Annotated in this window: 24 protein-coding genes and 1 tRNA gene; 15 read left to right on the top strand and 10 right to left on the bottom strand. The window is 68.7% G+C overall.

Features of this window, described 5'->3' with window-relative positions; genetic code table 11:
• Nucleotides 1-5 precede the first annotated feature (5 nt).
• From mnmE to FBZ87_RS13415, 5 genes are all read left to right on the top strand, one after another.
• Nucleotides 6-1346 carry a tRNA uridine-5-carboxymethylaminomethyl(34) synthesis GTPase MnmE gene (mnmE, locus tag FBZ87_RS13435; RefSeq protein ID WP_145610807.1) on the top strand — a complete coding sequence of 447 codons (1341 nt, stop codon included), beginning with the start codon at nt 6-8 and terminating at the stop codon, nt 1344-1346.
• Between the two features lie 110 nt (nt 1347-1456).
• Nucleotides 1457-3349 carry a tRNA uridine-5-carboxymethylaminomethyl(34) synthesis enzyme MnmG gene (gene mnmG / locus FBZ87_RS13430; protein ID WP_145610806.1) on the top strand — a complete coding sequence of 631 codons (1893 nt, stop codon included), beginning with the start codon at nt 1457-1459 and terminating at the stop codon, nt 3347-3349.
• A complete protein-coding gene (gene rsmG, locus FBZ87_RS13425) occupies nt 3346-3954 on the top strand; it encodes a 16S rRNA (guanine(527)-N(7))-methyltransferase RsmG (protein WP_145610805.1) in 609 nt (202 codons plus the stop codon). The genes mnmG and rsmG overlap by 4 nt, the downstream gene beginning before the upstream one ends.
• Nucleotides 3944-4762: a ParA family protein gene (locus FBZ87_RS13420; RefSeq protein ID WP_145610804.1), complete on the top strand. Its 819-nt coding sequence runs from the start codon at nt 3944-3946 to the stop codon at nt 4760-4762. The genes rsmG and FBZ87_RS13420 overlap by 11 nt, the downstream gene beginning before the upstream one ends.
• Nucleotides 4755-5636 carry a ParB/RepB/Spo0J family partition protein gene (locus FBZ87_RS13415; protein WP_145611118.1) on the top strand — a complete coding sequence of 294 codons (882 nt, stop codon included), beginning with the start codon at nt 4755-4757 and terminating at the stop codon, nt 5634-5636. Before FBZ87_RS13420 ends, FBZ87_RS13415 begins: the two co-directional genes overlap by 8 nt.
• A gap of 77 nt (nt 5637-5713) precedes the next feature.
• Here the strand turns inward: FBZ87_RS13415 and holA are convergent, their stop codons facing one another.
• The 5 genes from holA to FBZ87_RS13390 all read right to left on the bottom strand — a co-directional run bounded on the left by holA (nt 5714) and on the right by FBZ87_RS13390 (nt 11903).
• A complete protein-coding gene (holA, locus tag FBZ87_RS13410) occupies nt 5714-6745 on the bottom strand; it encodes a DNA polymerase III subunit delta (protein ID WP_145610803.1) in 1032 nt (343 codons plus the stop codon).
• A gap of 72 nt (nt 6746-6817) precedes the next feature.
• On the bottom strand, nt 6818-7384 hold the full coding sequence (lptE, locus tag FBZ87_RS13405) for an LPS assembly lipoprotein LptE (protein ID WP_246134390.1): 567 nt from the start codon (nt 7382-7384) through the stop codon (nt 6818-6820).
• Nucleotides 7377-9980: a leucine--tRNA ligase gene (gene leuS, locus FBZ87_RS13400; protein WP_145610801.1), complete on the bottom strand. Its 2604-nt coding sequence runs from the start codon at nt 9978-9980 to the stop codon at nt 7377-7379. The genes lptE and leuS overlap by 8 nt, the downstream gene beginning before the upstream one ends.
• Nucleotides 9981-10105: 125 nt before the next feature.
• Nucleotides 10106-10648 (bottom strand): DUF3576 domain-containing protein, encoded by a 543-nt coding sequence (locus FBZ87_RS13395; RefSeq protein ID WP_246134389.1) that lies wholly within the window; start codon nt 10646-10648, stop codon nt 10106-10108.
• Nucleotides 10649-10757: 109 nt separating this feature from the next.
• The gene (locus FBZ87_RS13390; protein WP_186454746.1) at nt 10758-11903 is read right to left on the bottom strand and encodes a porin; all 1146 of its coding nucleotides are present in this window, start codon (nt 11901-11903) and stop codon (nt 10758-10760) included.
• A gap of 198 nt (nt 11904-12101) precedes the next feature.
• Here FBZ87_RS13390 and FBZ87_RS13385 point away from each other — a divergent pair, with 198 nt between their 5' ends.
• Nucleotides 12102-12848, top strand: a complete 747-nt coding sequence (locus FBZ87_RS13385) for a YggS family pyridoxal phosphate-dependent enzyme (RefSeq protein WP_145610799.1) — start codon at nt 12102-12104, stop codon at nt 12846-12848.
• Between the two features lie 93 nt (nt 12849-12941).
• Nucleotides 12942-13033 (top strand) — tRNA-Ser (locus FBZ87_RS13380).
• A gap of 58 nt (nt 13034-13091) precedes the next feature.
• Here FBZ87_RS13380 and FBZ87_RS13375 read toward each other — a convergent pair.
• Nucleotides 13092-14000 carry a LysR family transcriptional regulator gene (locus FBZ87_RS13375; protein WP_145610798.1) on the bottom strand — a complete coding sequence of 303 codons (909 nt, stop codon included), beginning with the start codon at nt 13998-14000 and terminating at the stop codon, nt 13092-13094.
• 101 nt (nt 14001-14101) lie between these two features.
• Here FBZ87_RS13375 and FBZ87_RS13370 point away from each other — a divergent pair, with 101 nt between their 5' ends.
• Nucleotides 14102-14956: an aldo/keto reductase family oxidoreductase gene (locus tag FBZ87_RS13370; protein WP_186454745.1), complete on the top strand. Its 855-nt coding sequence runs from the start codon at nt 14102-14104 to the stop codon at nt 14954-14956.
• Between the two features lie 4 nt (nt 14957-14960).
• On the opposite strand, the gene FBZ87_RS13365 is transcribed toward FBZ87_RS13370, so the two are convergent.
• Both FBZ87_RS13365 and FBZ87_RS13360 read right to left on the bottom strand, forming a co-directional pair.
• On the bottom strand, nt 14961-15743 hold the full coding sequence (locus tag FBZ87_RS13365) for an SDR family oxidoreductase (RefSeq protein WP_145610796.1): 783 nt from the start codon (nt 15741-15743) through the stop codon (nt 14961-14963).
• Nucleotides 15740-16066: a nuclear transport factor 2 family protein gene (locus tag FBZ87_RS13360; RefSeq protein ID WP_145610795.1), complete on the bottom strand. Its 327-nt coding sequence runs from the start codon at nt 16064-16066 to the stop codon at nt 15740-15742. Before FBZ87_RS13360 ends, FBZ87_RS13365 begins: the two co-directional genes overlap by 4 nt.
• 95 nt (nt 16067-16161) lie before the next feature.
• Here FBZ87_RS13360 and FBZ87_RS13355 point away from each other — a divergent pair, with 95 nt between their 5' ends.
• From FBZ87_RS13355 to FBZ87_RS13325, 7 genes are read left to right on the top strand one after another with little or no spacing between them, the layout of a single operon-like run.
• Nucleotides 16162-16515: a winged helix-turn-helix transcriptional regulator gene (locus FBZ87_RS13355; RefSeq protein WP_277906941.1), complete on the top strand. Its 354-nt coding sequence runs from the start codon at nt 16162-16164 to the stop codon at nt 16513-16515.
• Between the two features lie 50 nt (nt 16516-16565).
• Nucleotides 16566-17831: a PQQ-dependent sugar dehydrogenase gene (locus tag FBZ87_RS13350; RefSeq protein ID WP_145610794.1), complete on the top strand. Its 1266-nt coding sequence runs from the start codon at nt 16566-16568 to the stop codon at nt 17829-17831.
• 12 nt (nt 17832-17843) lie between these two features.
• On the top strand, nt 17844-18212 hold the full coding sequence (locus tag FBZ87_RS13345; protein ID WP_246134388.1) for a phytanoyl-CoA dioxygenase family protein: 369 nt from the start codon (nt 17844-17846) through the stop codon (nt 18210-18212).
• A gap of 43 nt (nt 18213-18255) precedes the next feature.
• On the top strand, nt 18256-18702 hold the full coding sequence (locus FBZ87_RS13340; RefSeq protein WP_145610793.1) for a thiol-disulfide oxidoreductase DCC family protein: 447 nt from the start codon (nt 18256-18258) through the stop codon (nt 18700-18702).
• 37 nt (nt 18703-18739) lie between these two features.
• Nucleotides 18740-20053 (top strand): SDR family oxidoreductase, encoded by a 1314-nt coding sequence (locus FBZ87_RS13335; protein ID WP_211106940.1) that lies wholly within the window; start codon nt 18740-18742, stop codon nt 20051-20053.
• Nucleotides 20053-20523 carry a DUF2269 family protein gene (locus FBZ87_RS13330; RefSeq protein ID WP_145610792.1) on the top strand — a complete coding sequence of 157 codons (471 nt, stop codon included), beginning with the start codon at nt 20053-20055 and terminating at the stop codon, nt 20521-20523. Before FBZ87_RS13335 ends, FBZ87_RS13330 begins: the two co-directional genes overlap by 1 nt.
• A 21-nt stretch (nt 20524-20544) precedes the next feature.
• On the top strand, nt 20545-20841 hold the full coding sequence (locus tag FBZ87_RS13325; RefSeq protein WP_145610791.1) for a putative quinol monooxygenase: 297 nt from the start codon (nt 20545-20547) through the stop codon (nt 20839-20841).
• Nucleotides 20842-20845: 4 nt separating this feature from the next.
• On the opposite strand, the gene FBZ87_RS13320 is transcribed toward FBZ87_RS13325, so the two are convergent.
• Together FBZ87_RS13320 and FBZ87_RS13315 are read right to left on the bottom strand one after the other, a co-directional pair.
• The gene (locus FBZ87_RS13320) at nt 20846-21544 is read right to left on the bottom strand and encodes an RluA family pseudouridine synthase (RefSeq protein ID WP_145610790.1); all 699 of its coding nucleotides are present in this window, start codon (nt 21542-21544) and stop codon (nt 20846-20848) included.
• 72 nt (nt 21545-21616) lie between these two features.
• Nucleotides 21617-22741 carry a hypothetical protein gene (locus FBZ87_RS13315; protein WP_145610789.1) on the bottom strand — a complete coding sequence of 375 codons (1125 nt, stop codon included), beginning with the start codon at nt 22739-22741 and terminating at the stop codon, nt 21617-21619.
• Between the last annotated feature and the right edge of the window lie 51 nt (nt 22742-22792).

Genomic DNA, 22792 nt, shown 5'->3' with positions numbered 1-22792 from the left:
ACCCCATGTCCCTTTACAGCACCGATACCATCTTCGCCCTGGCCTCCGCCCCCGGACGGGGCGGCGTCCAGGTCATCCGCCTGTCCGGGCCGATGGCGGGGCCGGCGCTGTCCGCGCTGACCGGGCGGCCCCTGCCCCCGGCCCGTCGCGCCACCCTGGCCCGATTGAGGGGCAAGGATGGCGAGGTCTTCGACCAGGCGCTGGTGCTGTGGTTTCCGGCGCCGGACAGCTTCACCGGTGAGGATGTGGCGGAGCTGCATCTGCATGGCGGCCGCGCCGTGCTGGCCGCCGCCAGCGAGGCCCTGACCGGCCAGGGCCTGCGCGTGGCGGAACCGGGGGAATTCAGCCGCCGTGCCTTTGAGGCCGGTAAACTGGACCTGACCGAGGCGGAAGCCATCGCCGACCTGGTCGATGCCGAGACGGCGGCCCAGAGGCGCCAGGCCTTGCGCCAGATGGAAGGCGCGCTGGGTGCCCTATATGAGGGCTGGCGGCATCGCCTGGTGCGGGCGCTGGCCCACCTGGAGGCGGACATTGATTTCCCGGATGAGGATTTGCCTCATGGCCTGGCGCCGGCGGTGGTCCCGGTCCTGACCGGCCTATACCAGGAAATCGGCGCCCACCTGGCCGATGGTCATCGGGGGGAGCGGCTGCGCGACGGCTTTTCCATCGCCATCCTGGGCGCGCCCAATGCCGGCAAGTCCAGCCTGCTGAATGGCCTGGCGCGGCGGGACGCGGCCATCGTCTCCTCCACTGCGGGCACGACGCGCGATGTCATCGAGGTCAACCTGGACTTGGGCGGCTTTCCCGTCATTCTGGCCGATACCGCCGGCCTGCGCGACGCCGCCGATGAGATCGAGCGTGAGGGCATCCGTCGCGCGCTGGCGCGTGCGGAAAAGGCGGACCTGAAGCTGCTGGTGCTGGATTGTTCCACGTGGAACATCGGCGACATGGCGGAGGCGACGCTGGCCCTGGCCGACGGCGACGCGCTGGTGGTGCTGAACAAGCGCGACCTGTGCACCTACGTGCCCTCCATGGTCGCCGGCCGCACCGCCATCGCCGTGTCGGCCGCCACTGGCGAAGGTCTGGCGGATTTGTTGGCGGCCCTGGAGCGCATCGTTGGCGATCGCCTGACGCCGGGTGCCGCTCCGTCCCTCACCCGTGCCCGCCATCGCCAGGCCCTGGAGGATTGCCGCGCCGCCCTGGCCCGTGCGCTGAGGGCCGACCTGCCGGAATTAGCGGCGGAGGATGTTCGCCTGGCCGCCCGGGCCCTGGGCCGTATCACCGGCAGGGTGGACGTGGAGGACCTGCTGGACGTCATCTTCCGGGACTTCTGCATCGGGAAGTGAACGCCACCGGTGCGATGTTTCACGTGAAACATCGACCAGACATGGATTCATGGCGGTTATCCGCTGGTGCCCTTTGACTCGCCCGGCCCCCGCCCCTAAAGTCCGGCGCCATGCACACTTATGACGTCATCGTGGTTGGCGCCGGCCATGCCGGCTGCGAGGCGGCTGCCGCCGCCGCGCGGCTGGGCGCCCGCACCGCCCTGTACACCCATCGCCTCGACACGGTCGGGGAGATGAGCTGCAACCCGGCCATCGGCGGTTTGGGCAAGGGCCACCTTGTCCGTGAGATCGATGCCATGGACGGCGTCATGGGCCGGGTGACCGACCGTGCCGGCATCCAGTTCCGCGTGCTGAACAAATCCAAGGGTCCGGCCGTCCGCGGTCCGCGGGCCCAGGCGGACCGCAAGCTGTACCGCCAGGCCATACAAGCCATCCTGGCCGAGCAAGAAAACCTGACGCTGGTGGCCGCCGCCGTCGAGGACCTGGTGATTGACGCCCATGGCCGCGTGGCCGGCATCGTCACTGCCACTGGTGAGACGGTCATGGCCGGGGCCGTGGTCCTGACCACCGGCACCTTCCTGCGCGGCCTGATTCACATCGGTGAGGAGAAGATCCCCGCCGGCCGCGTGGGTGAAGCACCGGCCCTGGGCCTGTCCGATACGCTGATGCGCGTGGGCTTTCCCCTCGGTCGACTCAAGACCGGCACGCCGCCGCGTCTTGATGGCCGTACCATCGATTGGGCCAGCCTAGAGGTGCAGCCGGGCGATGATCCGCCCCCGCCCTTCTCCTACCTCACGGATAAGATCACCACGCCGCAGGTGCCCTGCCACATCACCTGGACCAGCGCCCGCGTGCACGAGGTCATCCGCGCCAACCTGCACCGCGCGCCCATGTATTCCGGGCAGATCGAGGGCATTGGCCCGCGCTACTGCCCGTCGGTGGAGGACAAGATCGTCCGCTTCGCCGACAAGGAACGGCACCAGATTTTCCTGGAGCCGGAGGGCCTGGACGACGATACCGTCTATCCCAACGGCATCTCCACCTCCCTGCCCCGTGATGTGCAGCTGGAGATCCTGAAGGCAATCCCAGGGCTGGAGCATGTCACCATGCTGCGGCCGGGGTATGCCATTGAATACGATTACGTCGACCCGCGGGAGTTGGGCCCGACGCTGGAGACGCGCCGCCTGCCCCGCCTGTTCCTGGCGGGCCAGATCAACGGCACCACGGGGTATGAGGAGGCGGCGGCCCAAGGCCTGGTGGCCGGCCTGAATGCCGCTCTGACCGTATCAGGGTCGGCGCCTTTCGTGCTGGACCGTGCCGAATCCTACATCGGCGTGATGATCGACGACCTGATCACGCGCGGTACGTCGGAGCCCTACCGCATGTTCACCAGCCGGGCGGAATACCGCCTGCTGCTGCGGGCCGATAATGCCGATCAGCGCCTGACGCCGCGCGGCTTGTCCCTGGGCTGCGTGGGTGAGGTGCGCGCTGCTGCCTTTGGTGCCAAGCTGGCAGCCCTGGACCATGCCCGTGACCTGGCCGGCACCCTGTCCGCGACGCCCAATGAACTGGCCAAGCACGGTCTGACCATCAACCAGGACGGCGTCCGCCGTAGCGTGGCCGACCTGCTGCGCTATCCCGACATCGACTTGCCCCGCCTGGGTGCCATCTGGCCGGAACTGAACGACTTTTCGCCGGAGATCGCCGAGCAGGTGGAGATCGATGGGCGCTACGCCGGCTATCTCGATCGGCAGGAGGCTGACATCCGCGCCTTCCGCCGGGATGAGGCCCTAGCCCTGCCGGCGGACCTTGACGTGGACGCTATCGCCTCGCTGTCCGCGGAAATCCGCACCAAGCTGCGCCAGGTGCGTCCCACCACCTTGGGGGCCGCCGCCCGTATACCCGGCATGACGCCCGCGGCGCTGACCGCCTTGCTGCGCCACGTAAAGAAGCGCCCTGCCCGCTTGGCCCCTGGCACCGCCAACACCACGAGTGCCGCATGACCCCAGCCGATTTCGCTGCCCGGTTCCGTGTTTCACGTGAAACATTGGACCGGCTCATCGTTTATGCCCAGTTACTGGCCAAGTGGAACCCCGCCATCAACCTGGTGGCCAAATCCACCGTGGCGGATGTCTGGGAACGCCACATGGCGGACAGCGCCCAGCTGTACGCCCTGCTGCCCCCGGGCACGCGTACGCAGGTGGACATGGGCAGCGGCGCCGGGTTCCCCGGCCTGGTCATGGCCATCCTGGGCGTGCCCGATATCCACCTGATAGAGAGCGATACGCGCAAGGCCACCTTCCTGCGTGAGGTCGCCCGGGCGACGGGAACGCCGGTGACCGTGCATGCCCAGCGCATCGAACAGGCGCCGGAGATCGCGGCCGACGTGGTCACGGCTCGCGCCCTAGCCGCGCTGCCGGAACTTCTGGACTGGGGCTACCGCTTCCTGAAGCCGGGGGCCAAGTGCCTCTTCCTGAAGGGCAGGACGGCCCCCGAGGAATTGACCCTCGCCGCCCAATCCTGGACAATGACCGTCTCCCAAGTCCCCAGCATGACCGATCCGTCGGGGACCATCCTTATCCTTGGTGAGATTGCCCGTGCCCGCTGACGCCCCTACCCCCGCGCCCAAGCGTGCGCGCATCCTGGCCCTTGCCAACCAGAAGGGCGGCGTGGGCAAGACCACGACCACCATCAACCTGGGCACGGCCCTGGCGGCCACCGGCAAGCGCGTGCTGATCGTGGACAACGATCCCCAGGGCAACGCTTCCACCGGCCTGGGCATCGGGCGTACCGAACGCGGCACAGGGACCTATGAGCTGCTGTTCGGCGAGACGACGGTGGAGGCTTCGGTGCGCGGCACCAGCATCCCCAAGCTGTTCGTGGTCACCGCCTCCGCCGACCTGTCGGGCGCGGAGCTGGAATTGGTGGAGTTGGAGCGGCGGGAGTTCCGCCTGCGCGACGCCCTGGTCGGCGCCACCGCCGACTATGACTACATCTTGATCGACTGCCCACCAGCCCTGGGGTTGCTGACCCTGAACGCCCTGGCGGCGGCCGATTCGGTACTAGTGCCGCTGCAATGTGAGTTCTACGCGCTGGAGGGCCTGTCGCAGCTGATCCGCACCATAGAGCGGGTGAAGCGCACCTTCAACCCCGCCCTGGAAATCCAGGGCGTGGTGCTGACCATGTTCGACCGGCGCAACAACCTGTCCGACATGGTGGCCGCCGACGTGCGCGGCTTCTTCGGCGAGAAGGTGTATGAGACGGTCATTCCCCGCAATGTCCGCGTCTCCGAGGCGCCCAGCCACGGCAAGCCCGTGCTGCTCTACGACCTGAAGTCGGCGGGTGCCCAGGCCTATATTCATTTGGCGGGAGAGGTTTTGAAGCGTGAGCGTAACCGGCAGTCAGTCCATGGATGAGATGAAGAAGCGCAGCAACCTGGGGCGCGGCCTGTCCGCGCTGTTTGCCGAGGTGGCGGACGAGCAGGAGCCGGTGGAAAAGGGACGTCCGCCCCGGACTTTGCCCATCGAACTGCTGCACCCCGGCCGCTATCAGCCGCGCCGCCACTTCGATGAAGAGGCCATCCGCAGCCTGGTGGACAGCATCCGCGAGCGCGGCGTGCTGCAGCCCATCCTGGTGCGCAAAGTCGAGGAAGCGGCACCCGGCGGCAACGCCCGCTACGAGATTATCGCGGGTGAGCGCCGCTGGCGCGCCGCCCAGTTGGCCGGCCTGCACGAGGTGCCGGTGGTGGTGCGGTCGCTGACCGACCGCGAGGCCCTGGAAATCGCGCTGGTGGAAAACATCCAGCGCCAGGACCTGACGCCCCTGGAAGAGGCCGAGGGCTTCCAACGCCTGATGGACGAGTTCCAGCATACGCAGGAGGATCTGGCCCGCGCCGTGGGCAAGAGCCGCAGCCACGTGGCCAATATGCTGCGCCTGCTGGCCCTGCCCGATGGTGTGAAGGCGCTGGTGCAGGACGGCAGCCTGACCATGGGCCATGCCCGCGCCCTGTTGACGGCCGCTGATCCCCTCGCCCTGGCGCGGGAAGTGGTGAAACGCGGCCTGAACGTCCGCCAGACGGAACAGCTGGTGAAGGACGCCGCCAATCCGGCTGCCCGTCCCGCCCCCACCCCCAAGACGGCCGACACCCTGGCCCTGGAAAAGGAACTGGCGGCCGAGCTGGGCCTGAAAGTGGCGTTGAAGGCCAAGGGGCAAGCCGGTAGCCTTACCGTGCACTATAGCAACCTCGACCAACTGGACGGCCTGCTAGCGCGGCTGAAGCACCAGCACTGACATCCACGCGGGCGGTCCCAGGAACAAAAAGCGCCAGCAGTGCTATCACTGCCGGCGCTTTTTCTTTGGCATCGCAATCAGCCGCCCGACCTGCGGGCGAGCTGCGCCACCTGGAAGAAGGCGCGGGCGCACAGGGTCTCATCCGGCATGTTGGTGCGCTTGCAGTCGGCCTCCGCATCCATCAGGCGGTCCAGGGCCAGGGCCAGGTTGGGCAGATTCCAGCGCCGGACCTGATTGGTCATCTGGTTTTCCATCTTGAAGAACACCGGCGGCCGCAGGGCCTTCACCGCCTGCTGCGCCGTCTGGCCCCGGGTGGTGTGGTAGACGGCCATCTGCAGGCGCTGAAAGTGGCGCTGGGCGCTGCGAAGGATGGGGACTGGGCTGGTCCCCTCCGCGAACAAACGGCCCAGGGCCCGGTCGATGCTGGCGATGTCGCCGTCGGCGGCGGCCAGGGCCGGCTCATCCATGTCCAGGGCGGCGCTGTCGCCGATGACGGTGCGCACGTCCTCCAGCGTCACGCGGCTGGCGCCCATCATGTAGATGGCCAGCTTGTCCACCTCCCCCCGGGCCACGGCGCGGTCGCCCACCAGGTTGGCGGCCAGCCAGTCGCGGGCATCGGTGTCGATGGTTAGCTTATGCTCCCCCAGGATGCGGCCGATGGTGACCGCCAGCTCTCCCTCCTCCTCCACATAGCAGGCGATGGCGGCGGCTTTATCGTCCGACTCGAACAGCGCGCGCAGCTTGCTGGATTTGCCGAGGTCGCCCGCCTCCACCACGCACAGGGTGTCGCCGCTGGGTGGCTGCTTCAGCAGGGACTGGAAGGCCACGGTGACCGACTCGTCGGCGTCGCGCACCCGCACCAGCCGGCGGCCGCCGGTCAGGGCCATGGCGGCCATCTCGTCGTTCAGGCGGGCGCCGTCGCCGCTGATCTGGTCGGCCTTCAGCTCGCTGACGCGGAAGGGGTCCTGAAGGTCGCTGACGATGGCGCGCGACAGGGCTTGGCCGCGTTCGCGCACCAGGCCGGTGTCGGGGCCGTACACCAGCACGGCGATGATGCCGGCCGTGGGGTTTTTGCAGAAGCCATCGGCGTTGCGGGGCTGAACCTTCACGGGCGCCTCCCGGGAGTGAAAAAGGCCGCCCCTGCCGGGGGCGGCCCATAAGCGCGAGCGAGACTGATGGGCTTACTGGTCCTTGGCCGATTGGACCACCGACCCGCGGTCGAAGTACAGCGCCAGGCGGGTGGTGATCTCCTCCGCCACCTCGGTCAGGGCGCGGTCATAGGCGTCCTGCTCGGTGACCATGGTGGAGTATTGCGCCTCGGAAATGTCGTAGCTGACGATGGACCGGCTGGAGGTGCGGTACAGCGTCTTGCCCGTCTTGTTGTCGATCAGCTGGTAATCGGCCAGGACGTGCAGGCGGGCGCGGGTGGCGGTGGCGTCGCGCTGGATGCCCAGATCTTCCTTATAGGAGTTCAGGCGCACGTTCAGGCGGTAGTCGGGTTTCGCCGGCCGACCGGCGTCCTGGTAGAACCGGTCGATCAGGTTGTTGCGCAGGACCTGGCCGATGCGGTCGGGGATGATGTCGATAGACACCGACTCCATCTGCGCGCGCGTCGAGGGCTTGCCCGACAGGCTGTGGTCGCCATAGACGGTGTGGAAGCCGCAGGCGGACAGGGCCAGGGGCCCCGTCACCAGGATCGCACCCAGCACCGCCTTGCGGACGGCGGTCTTGAGGACGCCGTCAGACAACAACATTGATCACCCGGTTGGGCACGACGATGACCTTGCGCACGGGCTTTCCCTCCAGGGCGCGCTGCACGTTGGGCTCCGCCAGGGCCAGCGCCTCGGCCTCTTCCTTGGCGATGTCCTTGGGCAGGTGCAGGGTGGCGCGCAGCTTGCCGTTGACCTGCACCGCCACGGTGGCGGTGTCCTCGGTGGCCAGGGCCTCATCCGCCACCGGCCAGACCGAATCGACCAGCAGGGTGTCATGACCCAGCACGGACCACAACTCCTCAGCCAGGTGCGGCATCATCGGACCGATCAGGCGCACCAGCACCTCCAGCCCCTCACGCAGCACGGCGGCGTCGCTCTCGTCGGCGCCCGCCTTGGCATCCAGCTTCTCCAGGGCGTTGGACAGCTCGCGGATGCGGGCCACGGCCTTGTTGAAGCGGAAGCGTTCCAGATCCTCACCGATGGCGGCCACGGTCTTGTGCACCATGCGGCGCGCATCGGTGGCCAGCGGCGACAGCTCGGCCGGGATGGGCGTGCCGGCGGCCGGCAGGGCCACGGACGGCTCCGTCACCAGGCGCCACAGGCGGTTGATGAAGCGCCAGGCGCCGTCGATGCCGGCTTCGGTCCATTCCAGGTCGCGGTCCGGCGGGCTGTCGGACAGCATGAACAGGCGGGCGGCGTCGGCACCGTAGGTGTCGATGATGTGCGCCGGGTCCACCACGTTCTTCTTGGACTTCGACATCTTGATGATGGGGCCGACGGTCACCGGGCCGCCGCCCTCGCGCTGGACCGACTTGCCGTCGACCACGTCCACGTCGGACGGCAGCAGCCACTTGCCCTCGGCGTCCTGATAGGTGGCATGGGTCACCATGCCCTGGGTGAACAGGCCCTCGAATGGTTCCTTCAGGTCGGTGTAGCCGACATGCGCCAGGGCGCGCGTCCAGAAGCGGGCGTACAGCAGGTGCAGCACCGCATGCTCGATGCCGCCGATGTACTGGTCGACCGGCAGCCAGTAGGCGGCCTCCTCCCGGTTGAAGGCCTGGTTCTCGACGCGCGGGCTGGCGAAGCGCAGGAAATACCAGCTCGACTCGATGAAGGTGTCGAAGGTGTCGGTCTCGCGCACCGCCGCCGTGCCGCAGGTGGGGCAGGCCACATGCTTCCACGTCGGGTGGCGATCCAGCGGGTTGCCCGGCTGGTCGAAGGTCACATCGTCCGGCAGGGTGACGGGCAGCTGGTCCTCCGGCACGTGCACCAGGCCGCAGCTGGGGCAATGGATGACCGGGATGGGGCAGCCCCAGTAGCGCTGGCGCGACACGCCCCAGTCGCGCAGGCGAAAGATGGTGGTGCGCTGGCCACGGCCCATGGCCTCCATGCGCTCGCCGGCCGCCTGCTTGGCAGCCTCCACGTCCATGCCGTCCAGGAACTGCGAGTTGCGCAGCAGGCCCGGGCCGGTATAGGCCTCGGTGCCCACGTCGAAGGTCGCCGGGTCCTCACCCTCGGGCACCACCACGGGGGTGACCTTCAGGCCGTACTTGCGGGCGAAGTCCAGGTCGCGCTGGTCATGGGCCGGGCAGCCGAAGATGGCGCCGGTGCCGTATTCCATCAGCACGAAGTTGGCGATGTAGACTGGCAGTTTCCACCCGGGCACGAAGGGGTGCTCGGCGGTGATGCCGGTGTCATAGCCCTTCTTCTCCGCCGTCTCGATGGCCTCTTCCGAGGTGCCAACGCGGTTGCAGTCGGCAATGAACTCGGCCACGGCCTGGTTCTTCTCCGCCAACGCCAAGGCGATGGGATGGTTGGGGGAGATGCCGACGAAGCTGGCGCCGAACAGCGTGTCGGGCCGGGTGGTGAACACCTCGACCTCAGGCTCGCCCTGAAACACGTTGGGGGTCACGCCTTCGGGGGCGGTCAGCTGGAAGCGGAAACGCAGGCCGGTGGACTTGCCGATCCAGTTCTCCTGCATGATCCGCACTTTTTCCGGCCAGCGGTCCAGCGTGGCCAGGGCCGACAGCAGATCGTCGGCGAAGTGGGTGATCTTCAGGAACCACTGTGACAGCTTGCGCTTTTCCACCAGCGCGCCGGTGCGCCAGCCACGACCGTCCACCACCTGCTCGTTGGCCAGAACGGTGTTATCGACCGGGTCCCAGTTGACCCAGCTTTCCTTGCGGTAGGCCAGGCCAGCCTTCAGGAAGTCCAGGAACATCTTCTGCTCGTGCCGGTAATATTCCGGACGGCAGGTGGCGATTTCGCGGTTCCAGTCGATGGCCAGACCCATGGACTGCAGCTGGCCGCGCATGGTGGCGATATTCTCATACGTCCACTTGCCGGGGTGGACGTTGCGCTCCAGCGCCGCGTTCTCCGCCGGCAGGCCGAAGGCGTCCCAGCCCATGGGGTGCAGGACGTTGAAGCCCTTGGCCCGCTTGTAGCGGGCGATCACGTCGCCGATGGTGTAGTTGCGGACGTGGCCCATGTGGATGCGCCCCGAGGGATAGGGGAACATCTCCAGGACGAAATACTTCGGCCGGGCAGGGTCCGCGGAAACGGCGAAGCTGTTCCGGTCGGCCCAGGCCGACTGCCACTTCGCCTCGTTTTCCCTGACATTGTACCGGGACATGGAAAAACCGCCTTCTCTCGGGTGTCGCGCCGGCCATCAGCCCGAAGGGGCCGGGGCGTCACCCCCTCCCGGCGGGCGCCGGGGCGTTGCGAGAGGAGACAGTCGCCCGCCGGCGATGAATCAGCTTACTTGGAGGGGCCCTGCTGGATGCGCAGCTGCCGCGCCCGGGTGAGGACGGTGTCCTCAAGCTGGCTGTTGGTTTCGGCGGCCACGGTGGCGTCGCGCCACTGGCCGTTCTGGTCGACCTGGCGGAACACGGTCACGCGCACGCCGTCCGCGCGCAGCGTGCTGTCCAGGACGTACAGGTTGATCTTGAACCGCTCGCCCGGGGTGCTGGGTGGGCTGTACCAGTCGGTGATGATCACGCCGGTGTAGGGGTCGGCCGAAATCAGCGGCAGGAAGCCGATGGTGTCCAGCGACGCGCGCCACAGGAAGGCGTTGACCGTCGGGCCCACCGCCTGCACGGCGGTGTTGGACGTGCCGACCGGGCCAGAAGTGTTCTGGCGCATCAGGATCGAGACGGGCTTGGGCGCGGCCTTCGCGTCGTCGTCATCGCCCCAGCCCAGCCAGGAGCAAGCGGACGTGGAAAGCAGAAGTCCGGCAACCAGGAGGGAGCGGCCAATGAGAAAAGCGGAGCGCGACGGCATGTGATTGTCACCCAGGGTCACGAGAACGGTTCCTTAGATCAAAAAAGCCGCTGGGACGCAAGGCCGGCCAAACGGGGCGGCCAAGTGTAACATCGGCGCGCGGCAGGACTGGCGGCGGTGGACGAAAAACCTAGAAACGGAATTCTACCACGGCGGTGGCCACGTTACCTGTCGGGCGGGGGCTGGACTGGCCCGACATCGCGCTCTGGTTGCCGCTTTCCAGGTCGGCCGTCCAGTGAATGAGGTCCAGGCCCAGGGTGGTGTCGCCCCGCACCTTCCATGACAGGCCCAGGCCATAGGCGCGATAGGTGGTCCAATTCTCGGTTTCGCTGCCGTGCCAGAACAGGGTCAGGCCATAGGGGCCATTCTCATAGGTGCCCTGCAGGGTGGCGCCCCGGGTCTCGCCGGGCGCGTTGGCCGCGCGGTCGTGCGGCAGGCCGCTGTCACCGTCGTCAAACAGCACGGCGCCGACGGTGAAGCCGCCATAGGTCAGGCCGCCGGCCAGGGTGACGGTCGATGTGTCCGTGAGCCAGCTGTGGGCGGCGTTGGCGTGGTTGTAGGCCACGCCCACCTCATACTGGGTGGGTCCCCAATCGCCACGGTAGTTGACCGCCCCTTCCCAGAAGTTCGTCTCCGCCGGGACGGCGCTGGCGGCCACGATGTCCTGGCCGAAGGCCCGGCGCTCGGGGGCGTAGGAAAAGCCGGCCTTCACCCCGAACAGGCGGGGCGTCTCGTAATCCACCTTGGCGGCATCGTCGCTGTCGCGGGCGGCATAGGCGCGGCCCAGGGCCATGCCTGGCGGCCGCACCCGGGCGCTTTGCGTCCAGAAGCCATCCATCTCCCCGCCCACCAGCAGGGGCAACAGGTCGGTCGCCCGCTCCGATGCGCCCCAGCTCTGGCCCAGGCGCACCTTGCCCCAGCCGCCGGAGGCGTAGACGTAGGCCTGGTCGATACCGATCCCCTGGCGGTCGGCATTGCCCGGCCGGTCCGTGCTGCGCCCGGTGTTGCCGGAGCCGACGCGCAGCAGGGCGCCATAAGTGACGCCGCTATCAGTCACCGTTTCCACGCTGCCGGTGACGGCATAGGCGCCGACCGCATCCCAATGGCCGTCGCCCGCCGCCGGCCTGTCCGTGCCGACCACGCCGCCCTGGGCCACGCCCGACAGGTGGTAGTCGACTTCGGCCCGGGCCGCGTGCAAGGGCGCCAGCAGGGCGACGGCGGCGCAGAGGGGGACGCCGAGAGAGATGCCAAGGGCGACGGGGATGCAGCGGGTCATCGATGGCTTCCGTGTCCTGAATGCGGCGGGGACAAGTGATATAGGCGGCGTTTGCCGACACGGGAGCCTTGCCTTGGCCGGCGCGGCGCAGGAAAGTCGCGCGTGCCCGGGCCCGACCGGTCCCTGGATCATGCCTGGGCACGCTTTACCGTTGATCCCGTCCGCGCACAACCGCCCATACACAACCTTGGCCCCATCATGACCCGCGCCAGCAAGCCCCCCGCCCCGCCCGCCCCGCCCGTGGATGCCGACGTCGCCACCCGCCTCGCCACCGTGCGCGGCGTCATCGACGGTGCCGCCCGCGGCGTGGGCCGCGATCCGGCCGCCGTCAGCCTCGTGGCTGTGTCCAAGGTGCAGCCGGTGGAGAAGATCCGGGCGGCGCTTGAGGCCGGCCAGCGGGTATTCGGCGAGAACCGGGTGCAGGAGGCCAAGGCCAAGTGGACCGACCTCAAGGCCGAGTACCCCGACGTGGAACTGCACCTGATCGGCCCGCTGCAGACCAACAAGGTGAAGGATGCCGTGGCCCTGTTCGACGTCATCCAGACCGTGGACCGCGAGCGCCTGGCCGAGGCGCTGGCCGCCGAGGGCAAGCGCCAGGGCCGACTACCGCGCCTGCTGGTGGAGGTGAACACGGGTGAGGAACCGCAGAAGGCCGGCATCGCCCCCGCCGACGTGCCCGCCTTCCTGGCCACGTGCCGCGATGCCCACGGGCTTGAGATCGCCGGCCTGATGGCTATCCCGCCGGCGGAGGAAGAGCCGGCCATGCACTTTGCGCTCCTGGTCGACCTGGCGCGCAAGGCGGGCCTGTCCGAGATTTCCATGGGCATGAGCGGCGATTACGACCTGGCGGTGCGCATGGGCGCCACCCAGGTGCGCGTCGGCACCGCCCTGTTCGGGGAGCGGGTGAAGCCGGTCCAGGAAGGGGCCGAAGCGGCGGAAGGCTGAGCCATCCCGGGAAAATCAGCCTTGCGCGGGATGGTATGAAAAGGCACTTGCCGAGGGGCGCGTGTCTCTATATGGTCCCGCCCCATTCCGGACGGAGGGGTGGCCGAGTGGTTGAAGGCGCTCGCCTGGAAAGCGGGTATACGGCCAAAACCGTATCGTGGGTTCGAATCCCATCCCCTCCGCCATTTTCCCTGTAAAATTCGACCATGACCATGCAAACCGCCGCCGATGCCGGCGGCGTGGTTATGGCCACTTCTCGGCCGACTTGACGTGGTCGATGAAGGCGCGCAAGGGCGCCGGCACCAGGCGGCGCCCGGGGTAATACAGAAACGGCCCGGGAAAGCTCAGCCACCAAGGCTCCAGCACCGCTTCCAGGGCGCCGCTGTCCAGATGCGGGCGCAGCCAATCCTCGAACAGCATGATGACGCCGGCCCCGGCAACGGCGGCGTCAACGGCCAAATCCGTGGCGGTGCCCATGCTGACCAGCAGGGGGCCTTTGGGATCGACGTGCACGGTCTCCCCCTCCCGCTCGAACTCCCACAGCGGCGCGGGCCCGTGGGTGAAGCGGCCACGCAGGCAGGCGTGGTTCAACAAGTCGCGGGGATGGTCCGGCCGCCCATGGCAGTCGAGGTAGGCGGGGGACGCGGCGGTGGCGAAGCGCTGCACGCGAGGCCCTATGGGCACGGCGATCATGTCCTGCTCCAACCGCTCGCCATAGCGGATGCCGGCGTCGCAGCCCGCCGCCAGCACATCGACGAAGGTCTCCTCCGCGATCACTTCCAGCTCGATGTCGGGATAGGCGGCGAGGAAGCCCGGGACGATGGCAGGCAGCACCAGCCGCACGGCGCTGATGGGCACGTTCAGGCGCAGGGTGCCGGCCGGCCGGTCGCGGAAGCTGTTCACCACGTCCAGCGCCGTTTCCACCTCGGTCAGGGCGGGACCCAGCCGTTCCAGCAGGCGCTGTCCTGCTTCGGTGGGTGCCACACTGCGCGTCGTGCGGTTCAGCAGCCGCACGCCCAGCTGCGTCTCCAATCGGCTAACGGCCTCGCTAAGGCCGGAGGCACTGGCGCCGCTGGCCCGCGCACCGTCGCGGAAGCCGCGGGCGCGCGCCACCGTGACGAAGGCGTTCAGGTCCCCAAGGTCGATTTTCATTGTTCGCTTTCCCGAACAACCTGTTCCGACTATGCTGGATTATCGTACAGGCAAGCGGCGCCTATCTCTACGGCATCTTCACCTCAATCAGGATGCCGATCGTGAGCAACAGCACCTATACCCTCGGTACCCGCGCCGTGAACCGCCTGGGCTACGGCACCATGCAGTTGGCTGGGCCCGGCGTGTTCGGCCCGCCCAAGGACCGTGATGCGGCGCTGGCCGTGCTGCGCGCCGCCGTGGGCGCCGGCGTCAACCATATCGACACCAGCGACTTCTACGGCCCCCATGTCACCAACCAGCTGATCCGCGAGGCGTTACACCCTTATGCCGACGATCTGGTGATCGTCACCAAGGTCGGCGCCCTACGGGGGGCCGACGCCTCCTGGAATCCCGCCTTCTCACGCGAGCAGCTGATCCAGGCGGTGCACGACAATCTGCGCAACCTGGGGCTGGACGTGCTGGAGGTGGTGAACTTCCGCGCCATGTTCGACGTGCACGGTCCCGCCGAGGGTTCCATCGAGGCGCCCCTGACGGTGCTGGCCGAGTTGCAGGCCCAGGGCTTGATCCGCCACATCGGGCTCAGCAACGTGACGGCGGCCCAGGTCGCGGAGGGCCGGCGCATCTGCCGCATCGCCTGTGTGCAGAACCTTTACAACCTGGTCCACCGCGCCGACGACGCCCTGATCGACGACCTGGCCCGCGACGGCACCGCCTATGTGCCGTTCTTCCCGCTGGGTGGCTTCAGCCCGCTGCAGTCTTCCGCCCTGTCCAACGTGGCGACCCGTCTGGGCGCCACGCCGATGCAGGTGGCCCTGGCCTGGCTGCTGCGCCGCTCGCCCAACATCCTGCTGATCCCCGGCACCTCATCGGTGGCCCATCTGCGGGAGAATCTGGCCGCGGCGGAACTGCAGCTGACGGATGAGGTGATGGCCGAGTTGGACGCCATCGCCGGCTGATGCCTCAGGCGGTCGGCACCGTGCCGCCGTCGATGACGTGTTCCGTGCCGCTGATTGCGGCGGCACGGAATGAGACGAGGAAGGCAATCAGGTCGGCCACCTCCTGCGGCGTGCTCGGACGCCCCAGGGGGATGCCTCCAAGAGCCTTCATGATGATGGCCTTGCCGCCCTCGTAATCCGTGCCTGCGTCGTGGGCCAGGCGCTCGGCCAGGGCCACGGCGGCCTCCGTCTCCACCCAGCCGGGGGAGACGCGGACCACGCGCACGCCTTTGGGCGTCACCTCCTTCGACAGGCTCTTGCTGTAGGTCGACAGCGCGGCCTTGGCGGCGGCGTAGGCTGTGGTCGATTCCGGCAGGGGCAGGACGCGTTGGATGGAGGTGACGTGGATGATGACGCCATCGCCGCGCGCGATCATGCCGGGCAGCAGCGCCCGGTCCAGGCGCACGGCGGCCATGAGGTTCAGGTTCAGCTCCCGCATCCAGATGTCGTCGTCCAGGGCGGCGAAGCCGCCGCCCGGTGCCGTCGACCCGCCCACGACATTGACCAGGATGTCCACGCCGCCCAGCCGGTCGAGCGCGCCCTGGGCCACCGTGGCGCAACCCGCCGCCGTGGTGATGTCGGCCGCGACGTACAGCACGCCCCCCTCCGGTGTCTCGGGCACGGTCCGGGCGGTGGTCAATACTTGGGCGCCGTTGTCCCGCAGGGTGGCGACGACGGCGGCGCCCACGCCCTTGGTGCCCCCGGTGACCAGCGCGCGGCGCCCGGTCAAGTTCAGATCGAAGCTCATGGCCTGATCTCCAGCCCGCTGATCTTGTCGCCCTCCAGGGCGAAGGCATAGCGCAGGGTTATGGGGCTGCCGGGGAAATTGCCGGCGACGTGGCTGGTGACGACCACCCGCCCATCGGCCTGGTCCACGGCGACGGGCGTGCTGGTATAGGTGTATTTGGCCGAGATGGCCGTCTTCCATGCGGCGATGGCGGCGCGGCCCCGATGGGTGTGGCCCTCGTCCTTCACCACCGCGGTGTCGGTGAAGCAGGCCGCCACGGCGTCGCCGCCGGCCTTGTCCGCCGCGAAATAGGCGGCAATGGGGGATGGCAGGGTCAGGGACATGGCGTTCCCCTCCTTCAGCTTGGTTGCGCTGAAAGGAAGGTGTCCATAGACTGATAAAAGGACAAGAACCGACAAAAAAGTAAGGTACTCACCTTTTGGTAAGTCATCGTCTCAGCAGCCCCGACCATACCGCCGCCACGGCGGCCGAGGGCGTGGAACAGGCCTTCCGCATGCTGGAGGGGCGGTGGAAGCTGCTGATCCTGTTCCACCTGTTCGGCGGCCAATTGCGGCGCTTCTCGGACCTGGAGCGCGCGCTTCCGGACATCTCGCAGAAAATGCTGATCCAGCAGCTGCGCCAGATGGAGGGGGACGGCATCGTGCGCCGCATCGTCCATCACCAGGTGCCGCCCAAGGTGGAATACGGCCTGACGGACTGGGGCCAGGCCCTGTGCCCGGCGTTGGACTCCCTGCTCGCCTGGGCGGAACAGCGTCCGCCGCTGGCCGATTGATCCCGCCCGCCTATAGTCTCTGCGGATAGATCACAAGGGGGGAGGGCGCGATGCCCATCGGGCGTATCCGCAAGCTTGGCCGACTGTTGGGCCTGGCCCTGCTGGTGGCATCCCTGCCGGCCGCGGCCCGGGTGCGTATAGGCTATACCACCCAAGGCCAATGCGATGGCTTCCCGGCGGTGAACCTGAAGACGGCGCCGGGCCTGTGCGTGGGTCTGGTGGCCAGCCAGCTGGGCTTCGCCCGGGGCGTGGCGGTGCTGGGCACCGATGTCTATGTCGTCGACCTGGGCGGCGGCTGGCGCCACGACCATGGCCGGCTGCTGCGCCTGAAGGATGGCGGCCGGGCGGCGCCCGAGGTGCTGTTGACCGGCCTGGATGAGCCGCACGCATTGGCGCCGGCCCCGGATGGGCGCCTGTACATGAGCGTGCTGGGCCGCATCGTCAGCCTGGATCCCAATGCCGCCGACGTGGCGGCCAGCGTGCGCGACGTGATCACGGGCCTGCCCAAGGAAGGGCTGCACCCCCTGGCGGCGCTGGCGGTGGTGCCGGACGGGTCGCTGTTCATCAACGTGGGCTCCGGCACCGACCATTGCGAAACCCCGGGCGGCAAGAAGGGCGATGACACGCCACCCCGCGCCGACGTCCCCTGCCCTGAAACCGTGGGCGCTACGCCCCGGGGCGTCATCCTGCATGTGACGCCCGGTGCGACACCCGTGAACGTCGCCGGTCTGCAGCCTTATGCCCGGGGCCTGCGCAACGCCGTGGCGCTGGCGGTGCTGGCGGGCAACCAGGTGGTGACCGCCACCAACGCCCGCGACAACATCTCCGACGCCGACCCGGCCCTGGCGGACGAGGATGCGCCGCACGACCTGTACCTGATCCTCAAGCAGGGCGCCGATTACGGTTGGCCTTATTGCTATGACCAGGGCGTGCCCAGCCCGGAATATCGCAGCCGTTACAAGGATGCGGACTGCAAGGCCAAGCAGGCGCCCACCCTGCTGCTGCCGCCCCATGCGGCACCCTTGAGCCTGTTGCCTTATACCGACGGCCCGCTGCCCGGCCTAGCCGGCACCCTGCTGATGACCCTGCACGGCTATCGCGATACCGGCCATCGCGTGGTGGCCCTGCCCGTCGATGCCCAGGGCCGTCCCACGGGCGCGCCCACGGACGTAATTTGGGGATGGGACGCCGTCACCGGCGACCACCCCCAGGGGACGCCCGTGTCCCTGGCCCGCCTGCCCGACGGCAGCGTGCTGGTGACGGAGGATCACAACGGGACCCTCCTGCGCCTGGCGAAGGGAAGCAAGACGCCGTGATGACCTTCACGGGTGGAGGTGCCCGGCTATGGCCCGTGGAGCGTGAAGGACGGCTTGATCCATGTGGCACCGCCGGCTGAGCTGCTGGCCGGCATGGTTACCCTGCGCATCCATCTCGACCCTGTGGACGCGCATAACGCGCCCCTGCTGGTAGCGCCGGGATCCCATCGCCTGGGCCGGGTGGCGGCGGGCGACGTCGAGGGGGTCGTGCGCCGCTGCGGCGAGGTGGCCTGCCTGGCGGAGGCCGGCGATGTCTGGCTTTACGCTACCTTGATCCTGCACGCCTCCGCCGCCGCCGTCCGGCCCCGCCACCGCAGGGTGCTGCAGGTCGACTACGCCGCGGATGATTTACCGGGCGGGCTCCGTTGGCTTGGGGTCTAATAGACGGCTAAAGTGGCGCATTCAGCCTGCCAGGACGATACCCATGGCCGCGTACAGCTATCGTGATGATCCCTCGGTGCCGGCGTTTCCGGATGACAGGCCCATCATCATTTTCGACGGCCATTGCGTCCTCTGCTCCGGCTTCGCCCAGTTCGTCATGCGCCATGACCGTGACGGGCGCCTTCGCCTGATGGCGGCGCAGACGCCACTGGGCGCGGCCCTGTACCGGCACTACGGCCTGGATCCGGTGGATTATCAGACCAACCTGGTGCTTGAGGACGGCCTGGTGCGGGTGAAGTCCGACAGCTCCATCCGTGTGTTCGAACTCCTGGGATTTCCCTGGTCGCTGATGGCGGCCGCCCGGCTGCTGCCCCGGCCGCTGCGGGACGCGCTGTATGCGATCGTCGCCCGCAACCGCTTGCGCTGGTTCGGCAAACGGGAGGTCTGCTACCTTCCGGCCCCGGAACAGCGGGACCGGTTCATCCTCTGACAGGGGACGGGCCTCTAGGGACAGGATCGTCGGGGGGATGGGGATGCGCGTCCTGGTCATCGGGGCTTATGGGCTGATCGGCGGTTATGTGGTGGCGCGGCTGCTGGCCGAGGGGCACGCCGTCACCGGCGTTGGCCGTGATGTCGCGGCGGCGGCGCGATCGCTGCCTCAGGTGCGCTGGGCCCGTCTCGACATGGCCACGGCGGCGGTGGAGGACTGGCGCCCCCTGCTATCGGATGTCCAGGCGGTGGTGAACTGCGCCGGCGCCTTGCAGGACGGCCCGCGCGACGACTTGGCGGCGGTACACCGCGATGGGGTTGGCCGCCTTGTGGCGGCATGCGTACAGGCCGGCGTACGGCGCCTGGTCCACGTTTCCGCAGCGGGGGTGGCCGCCGATCGTGGCCTGGGCGCCCAGGGCGACCGCTTCAACGACACCAAGCTGGCGACCGAGACGCTGCTGCGCGCCAGCGGTCTGGATTGGATCATCCTGCGGCCCGGCCTGGTCCTGGCGCCGGCGGCCTATGGCGGCAGCGCCCTGCTGCGCGGCCTGGCCGCCCTTCCCGGCGTGCTGCCTGTGGTCCATGCCGATGCCACCGTGCAGGTGGTGGCCGCGACCGACGTGGCCTTGGCAGTGGCCAGGGCGGTGCTGCCCGGCACGGCGGCGGGCCGCTCCATCGATCTGGTGCATGATGAGCCCGTGACCCTGGCCGGTGTGGTGCTTTCCTTGCGCCGCTGGCTGGGCCTGCCGCCTGTCCCCCTGTGGCATGTGCCTGCGGGCGTCGCCCGGCTGGCCGCCAAGGGGGCCGACGCCCTGGCCTGGGCCGGCTGGCGCAGCCCCTTGCGCACTGCAACCCTGGACCAGCTGCGCGGCGGCATTGCTGGCGACGGCCGGGCGATGGAACGCGAATTGGCGATCAGGCCCCTGTCGCTGGCGGACATGCTGGTGGCCTATCCGGCCGGCGTGCAGGAGCGCTGGTTCGCCAAAAGTTATTTCCTGAAGCCAGCGATGCTGGCAATGCTGGCGTTCTTTTGGGCTCTCTCAGGCGTGGTCGGCTTCTGCCGCGTGCCGGAGGCCACCGCCGTTCTGACAAGGGCGGGTATGGCGCAGACGCCCGCCACCTTGTTCGTGCTGCTGGGATCGGCCATCGACTTGGCCCTGGGCGTGGGCGTCGTCTTCCGTCGGCGGACCAAGGCGGCCCTTCTGGGCATGGTCGCGGTGTCGGGCGCGTACATGCTGGGGGGCACGCTATGGCGGCCGGATCTGTGGCTGGATCCCATGGGGCCCTTCCTCAAGACCCTGCCGGCGGCGATGCTGGCGCTGGCCGCCCTGGCCCTGCTGGACGAGCGCTGATGGATCTCTACACCCTGGTGAAGGTGGCCCACATCATCGGCGCCGCCGTACTGTTCGGCACCGGCGCCGGCATCGCCTTCTTCATGCTGATGGCCCACCGGACGCGTGACCCCGCCCTGGTCGCCCACACCGCCCAGATCGTGGTGGTGGCCGACACGATCTTCACCGCATCCGCCGTGGTGGCGCAGCCGCTGACCGGCGGCACGCTGGCCCATCTGGCCGGATTCCCGATATTCAGCGGCTGGATCGGCCTCAGCCTGATCCTGTACGGCGTCACCGGCGCCTTCTGGCTGCCGGTGGTGTGGATACAGATCTGCCTGCGCGATCTGGCGCGGGTGGCGGCGCGCGCGGGCCAGCCCCTGCCGCCTGCGTACTTCCGCCTGTTCCGGGTCTGGTTCGTCTTCGGCTTTCCTGCCTTCTTCGCCATGCTGGGCATCATCTGGCTGATGGTCACCAAGCCCACTTTCTGATCCCGCTCAAAGGACCCCGTTATGATCGCCCAGCTGATCCGCCTGGAAATCGCCCCCGAACTGCGGGCGCAGGCGCTTGCCCTGCAGCAGGTCAATGTCGAGCAGACGCGGCTGGAGCCGGGCTGCCGCCGCTTCGACTTCGCGGCGGCCAAGGACGAACCCGGCGTCTATTACGTGTGGGAGGTGTTCGAGGATCAGGCCGCCCTGGACGCCCATTACGCCGGCGCCTATTTCCAGGCGTGGCGCACCTGGATGCTGGCCCAGCCGGAAGGCAAGGTCGTCCGCACCCGTTTCCCCATCGATCCGCTTTGGCTGTGAGGCTCTACTCCCCCGTCCAGCCGCAGCGTTTCAGCGCCGCGCGCAGATGGGCCGGCACGGGGGCCTCGGCACCCACCGGGTCGCGGCTGGGGTAAAGCGGCAGTGTGATTCCGCGGGAATGCAGATGCAGCGGCTGGCCGGCGGGCCCGCCATAGGCCGGGTCGCCCAGCAGGGGACAGCCGACATGGGCCATGTGCACGCGGATCTGGTGGGTGCGGCCGGTGCGGGGGTACAGCTCCACCCACGTGATGGGGCCGTCCGGCGTCTCCGCGCGGCCGCGCACCCGATAATCGGTGACGCTGGCCTGGCTGTCTGGTGTGCCGTCGGGCACCACCTCCATCTTCCAGCCGTTCTTGTTGGTGCGTTTGAACAGGCTGGCCTCGATATGGCCCTCCTCCGCCGGGGGCGACCCCGCCACCACCGCCCAATAGGTCTTGGATACGCGCCCCTCCTGGAACAGCTTGCCCAGCTTGCGCAGCGCCTTGGGATGCCGGCCCAGGATCAGGCAGCCGCTGGTGTCGCGGTCCAGGCGATGGGCCAGGGTGGGTGCGCGCGGCAAGCCGAAGCGCAGGGCGTCGAAATGGCGTTCCAGGTTGTCGCCGCCACCGGGGCCGGCGTGTACGGGCAGGCCGGCCGGCTTGTCGATGATCAGCATCAGCGCGTCGCGGTACAGCACGCGGGCCTGGATGTCTTCTGGCTTCATGGCGATAGGGTCCTTCAGGGCGCGCGCGGCGCTCGCCCCAGGCCTTACCCCGTCAGGACCCGCCGATCAAGGTCAGGGGTCGCGCGCCGGGCCCGCAGCCACCTGCTGCACCATGGCGCGGCCGGCGCCCAGGGGGGCCTGACCCAGCGGGGAAACCGTGGCGCCCAGCATGCTGCCGAGAACAGGGGCGGCGGCCGGCTGGCGGTTCAGACCGTGGTGCAGGGCGATGTCCAGCACCCAGCTGAGATAGGTGTCGATCATGCCGCCGACATGGAAGGCCGGGCAGCCGGTGAACAGCCGGTCGTGGCCGGTGGTCATGGGCGTGATGCCGTCCAGCCGCAGGTCCAGGCGGCGGTCCGCGCCCTCGCCCACCAGGCGGAAGGGCGACCCCTCATGCGTGGTGGGGTTCACGGCGGAGTCGCCATGGGGATGCAGGTGGGCCGCTTCCAGGAAGGTGACGATCATGCCCAGGCTGCCGGAGGCCAGGGTGGCGATTTCCTTGCGCGAGCGCCACAGCATGGCGCGCCACTCCGCCGGCGGCAGGTCCACGCCCAGGTAATAGGCGGCCTCCACCAGGCTCCAGCACACGTGCAGGGCGGTGTTGCTGCCGGTCTTGGCGATGCTCAGCACCGAATGGTCGGCGCGTTTGTACAGAGCGGATCCGGCGAAGAAGCGGCGGGCGGCGCGGGCCATGCGGCCGAAGGGGCAGGCGATGGGGGCCTCGGGTGCGCCGCGCGCCTCCAAATCGGCGATCCAGTCGTCCAGTTCCTTGTTCAGGCCCAGGCAGCCGGCGGTGCGCAGCAGGCCGAAACGATGATGCGCGCTCATCCACGTGGGCAGCGCGGCGAAGGGGCCGGAGCCGGTGTCCTTCATCCGCTCCATGGCGCGGGCCAGGGGGCGGCGGAAGTCACGGAACAGGAAAACCAGGTGCATGTTGCCCTTCAGCCGGTCGACATTGTCGCTGCTGAGGGGCAGGTCGGCATGGGCGCGGGCCAGGTAGGCGTCCAGTGCATCCGGGTCGCCCGCCATGTCCATCATCTCCAGCACCGGCGTCACCGCCAGGCGCTGGATGCCGGCGGCGGCGTGCGCCTCCTGGTACGCCCGGGCGAAGGAGCCGGTGTGCGCCTCCGTCTCCAGCCCAAGGCCGCTGGACATGGGGTCGGTCGAGTTCAGGCCGGAAACAACGCCACCATCCATGATGCAGGCACCCCGCAAATGAAGCCGGGGTTGACTAAGCACAAGGCGGGC

The sequence above is a fragment of the Nitrospirillum amazonense genome (assembly GCF_007828035.1).
Classification (GTDB): Bacteria; Pseudomonadota; Alphaproteobacteria; order Azospirillales; family Azospirillaceae; genus Nitrospirillum; species Nitrospirillum amazonense.
This window is presented reverse-complemented; position numbering and strand designations above follow the sequence as displayed.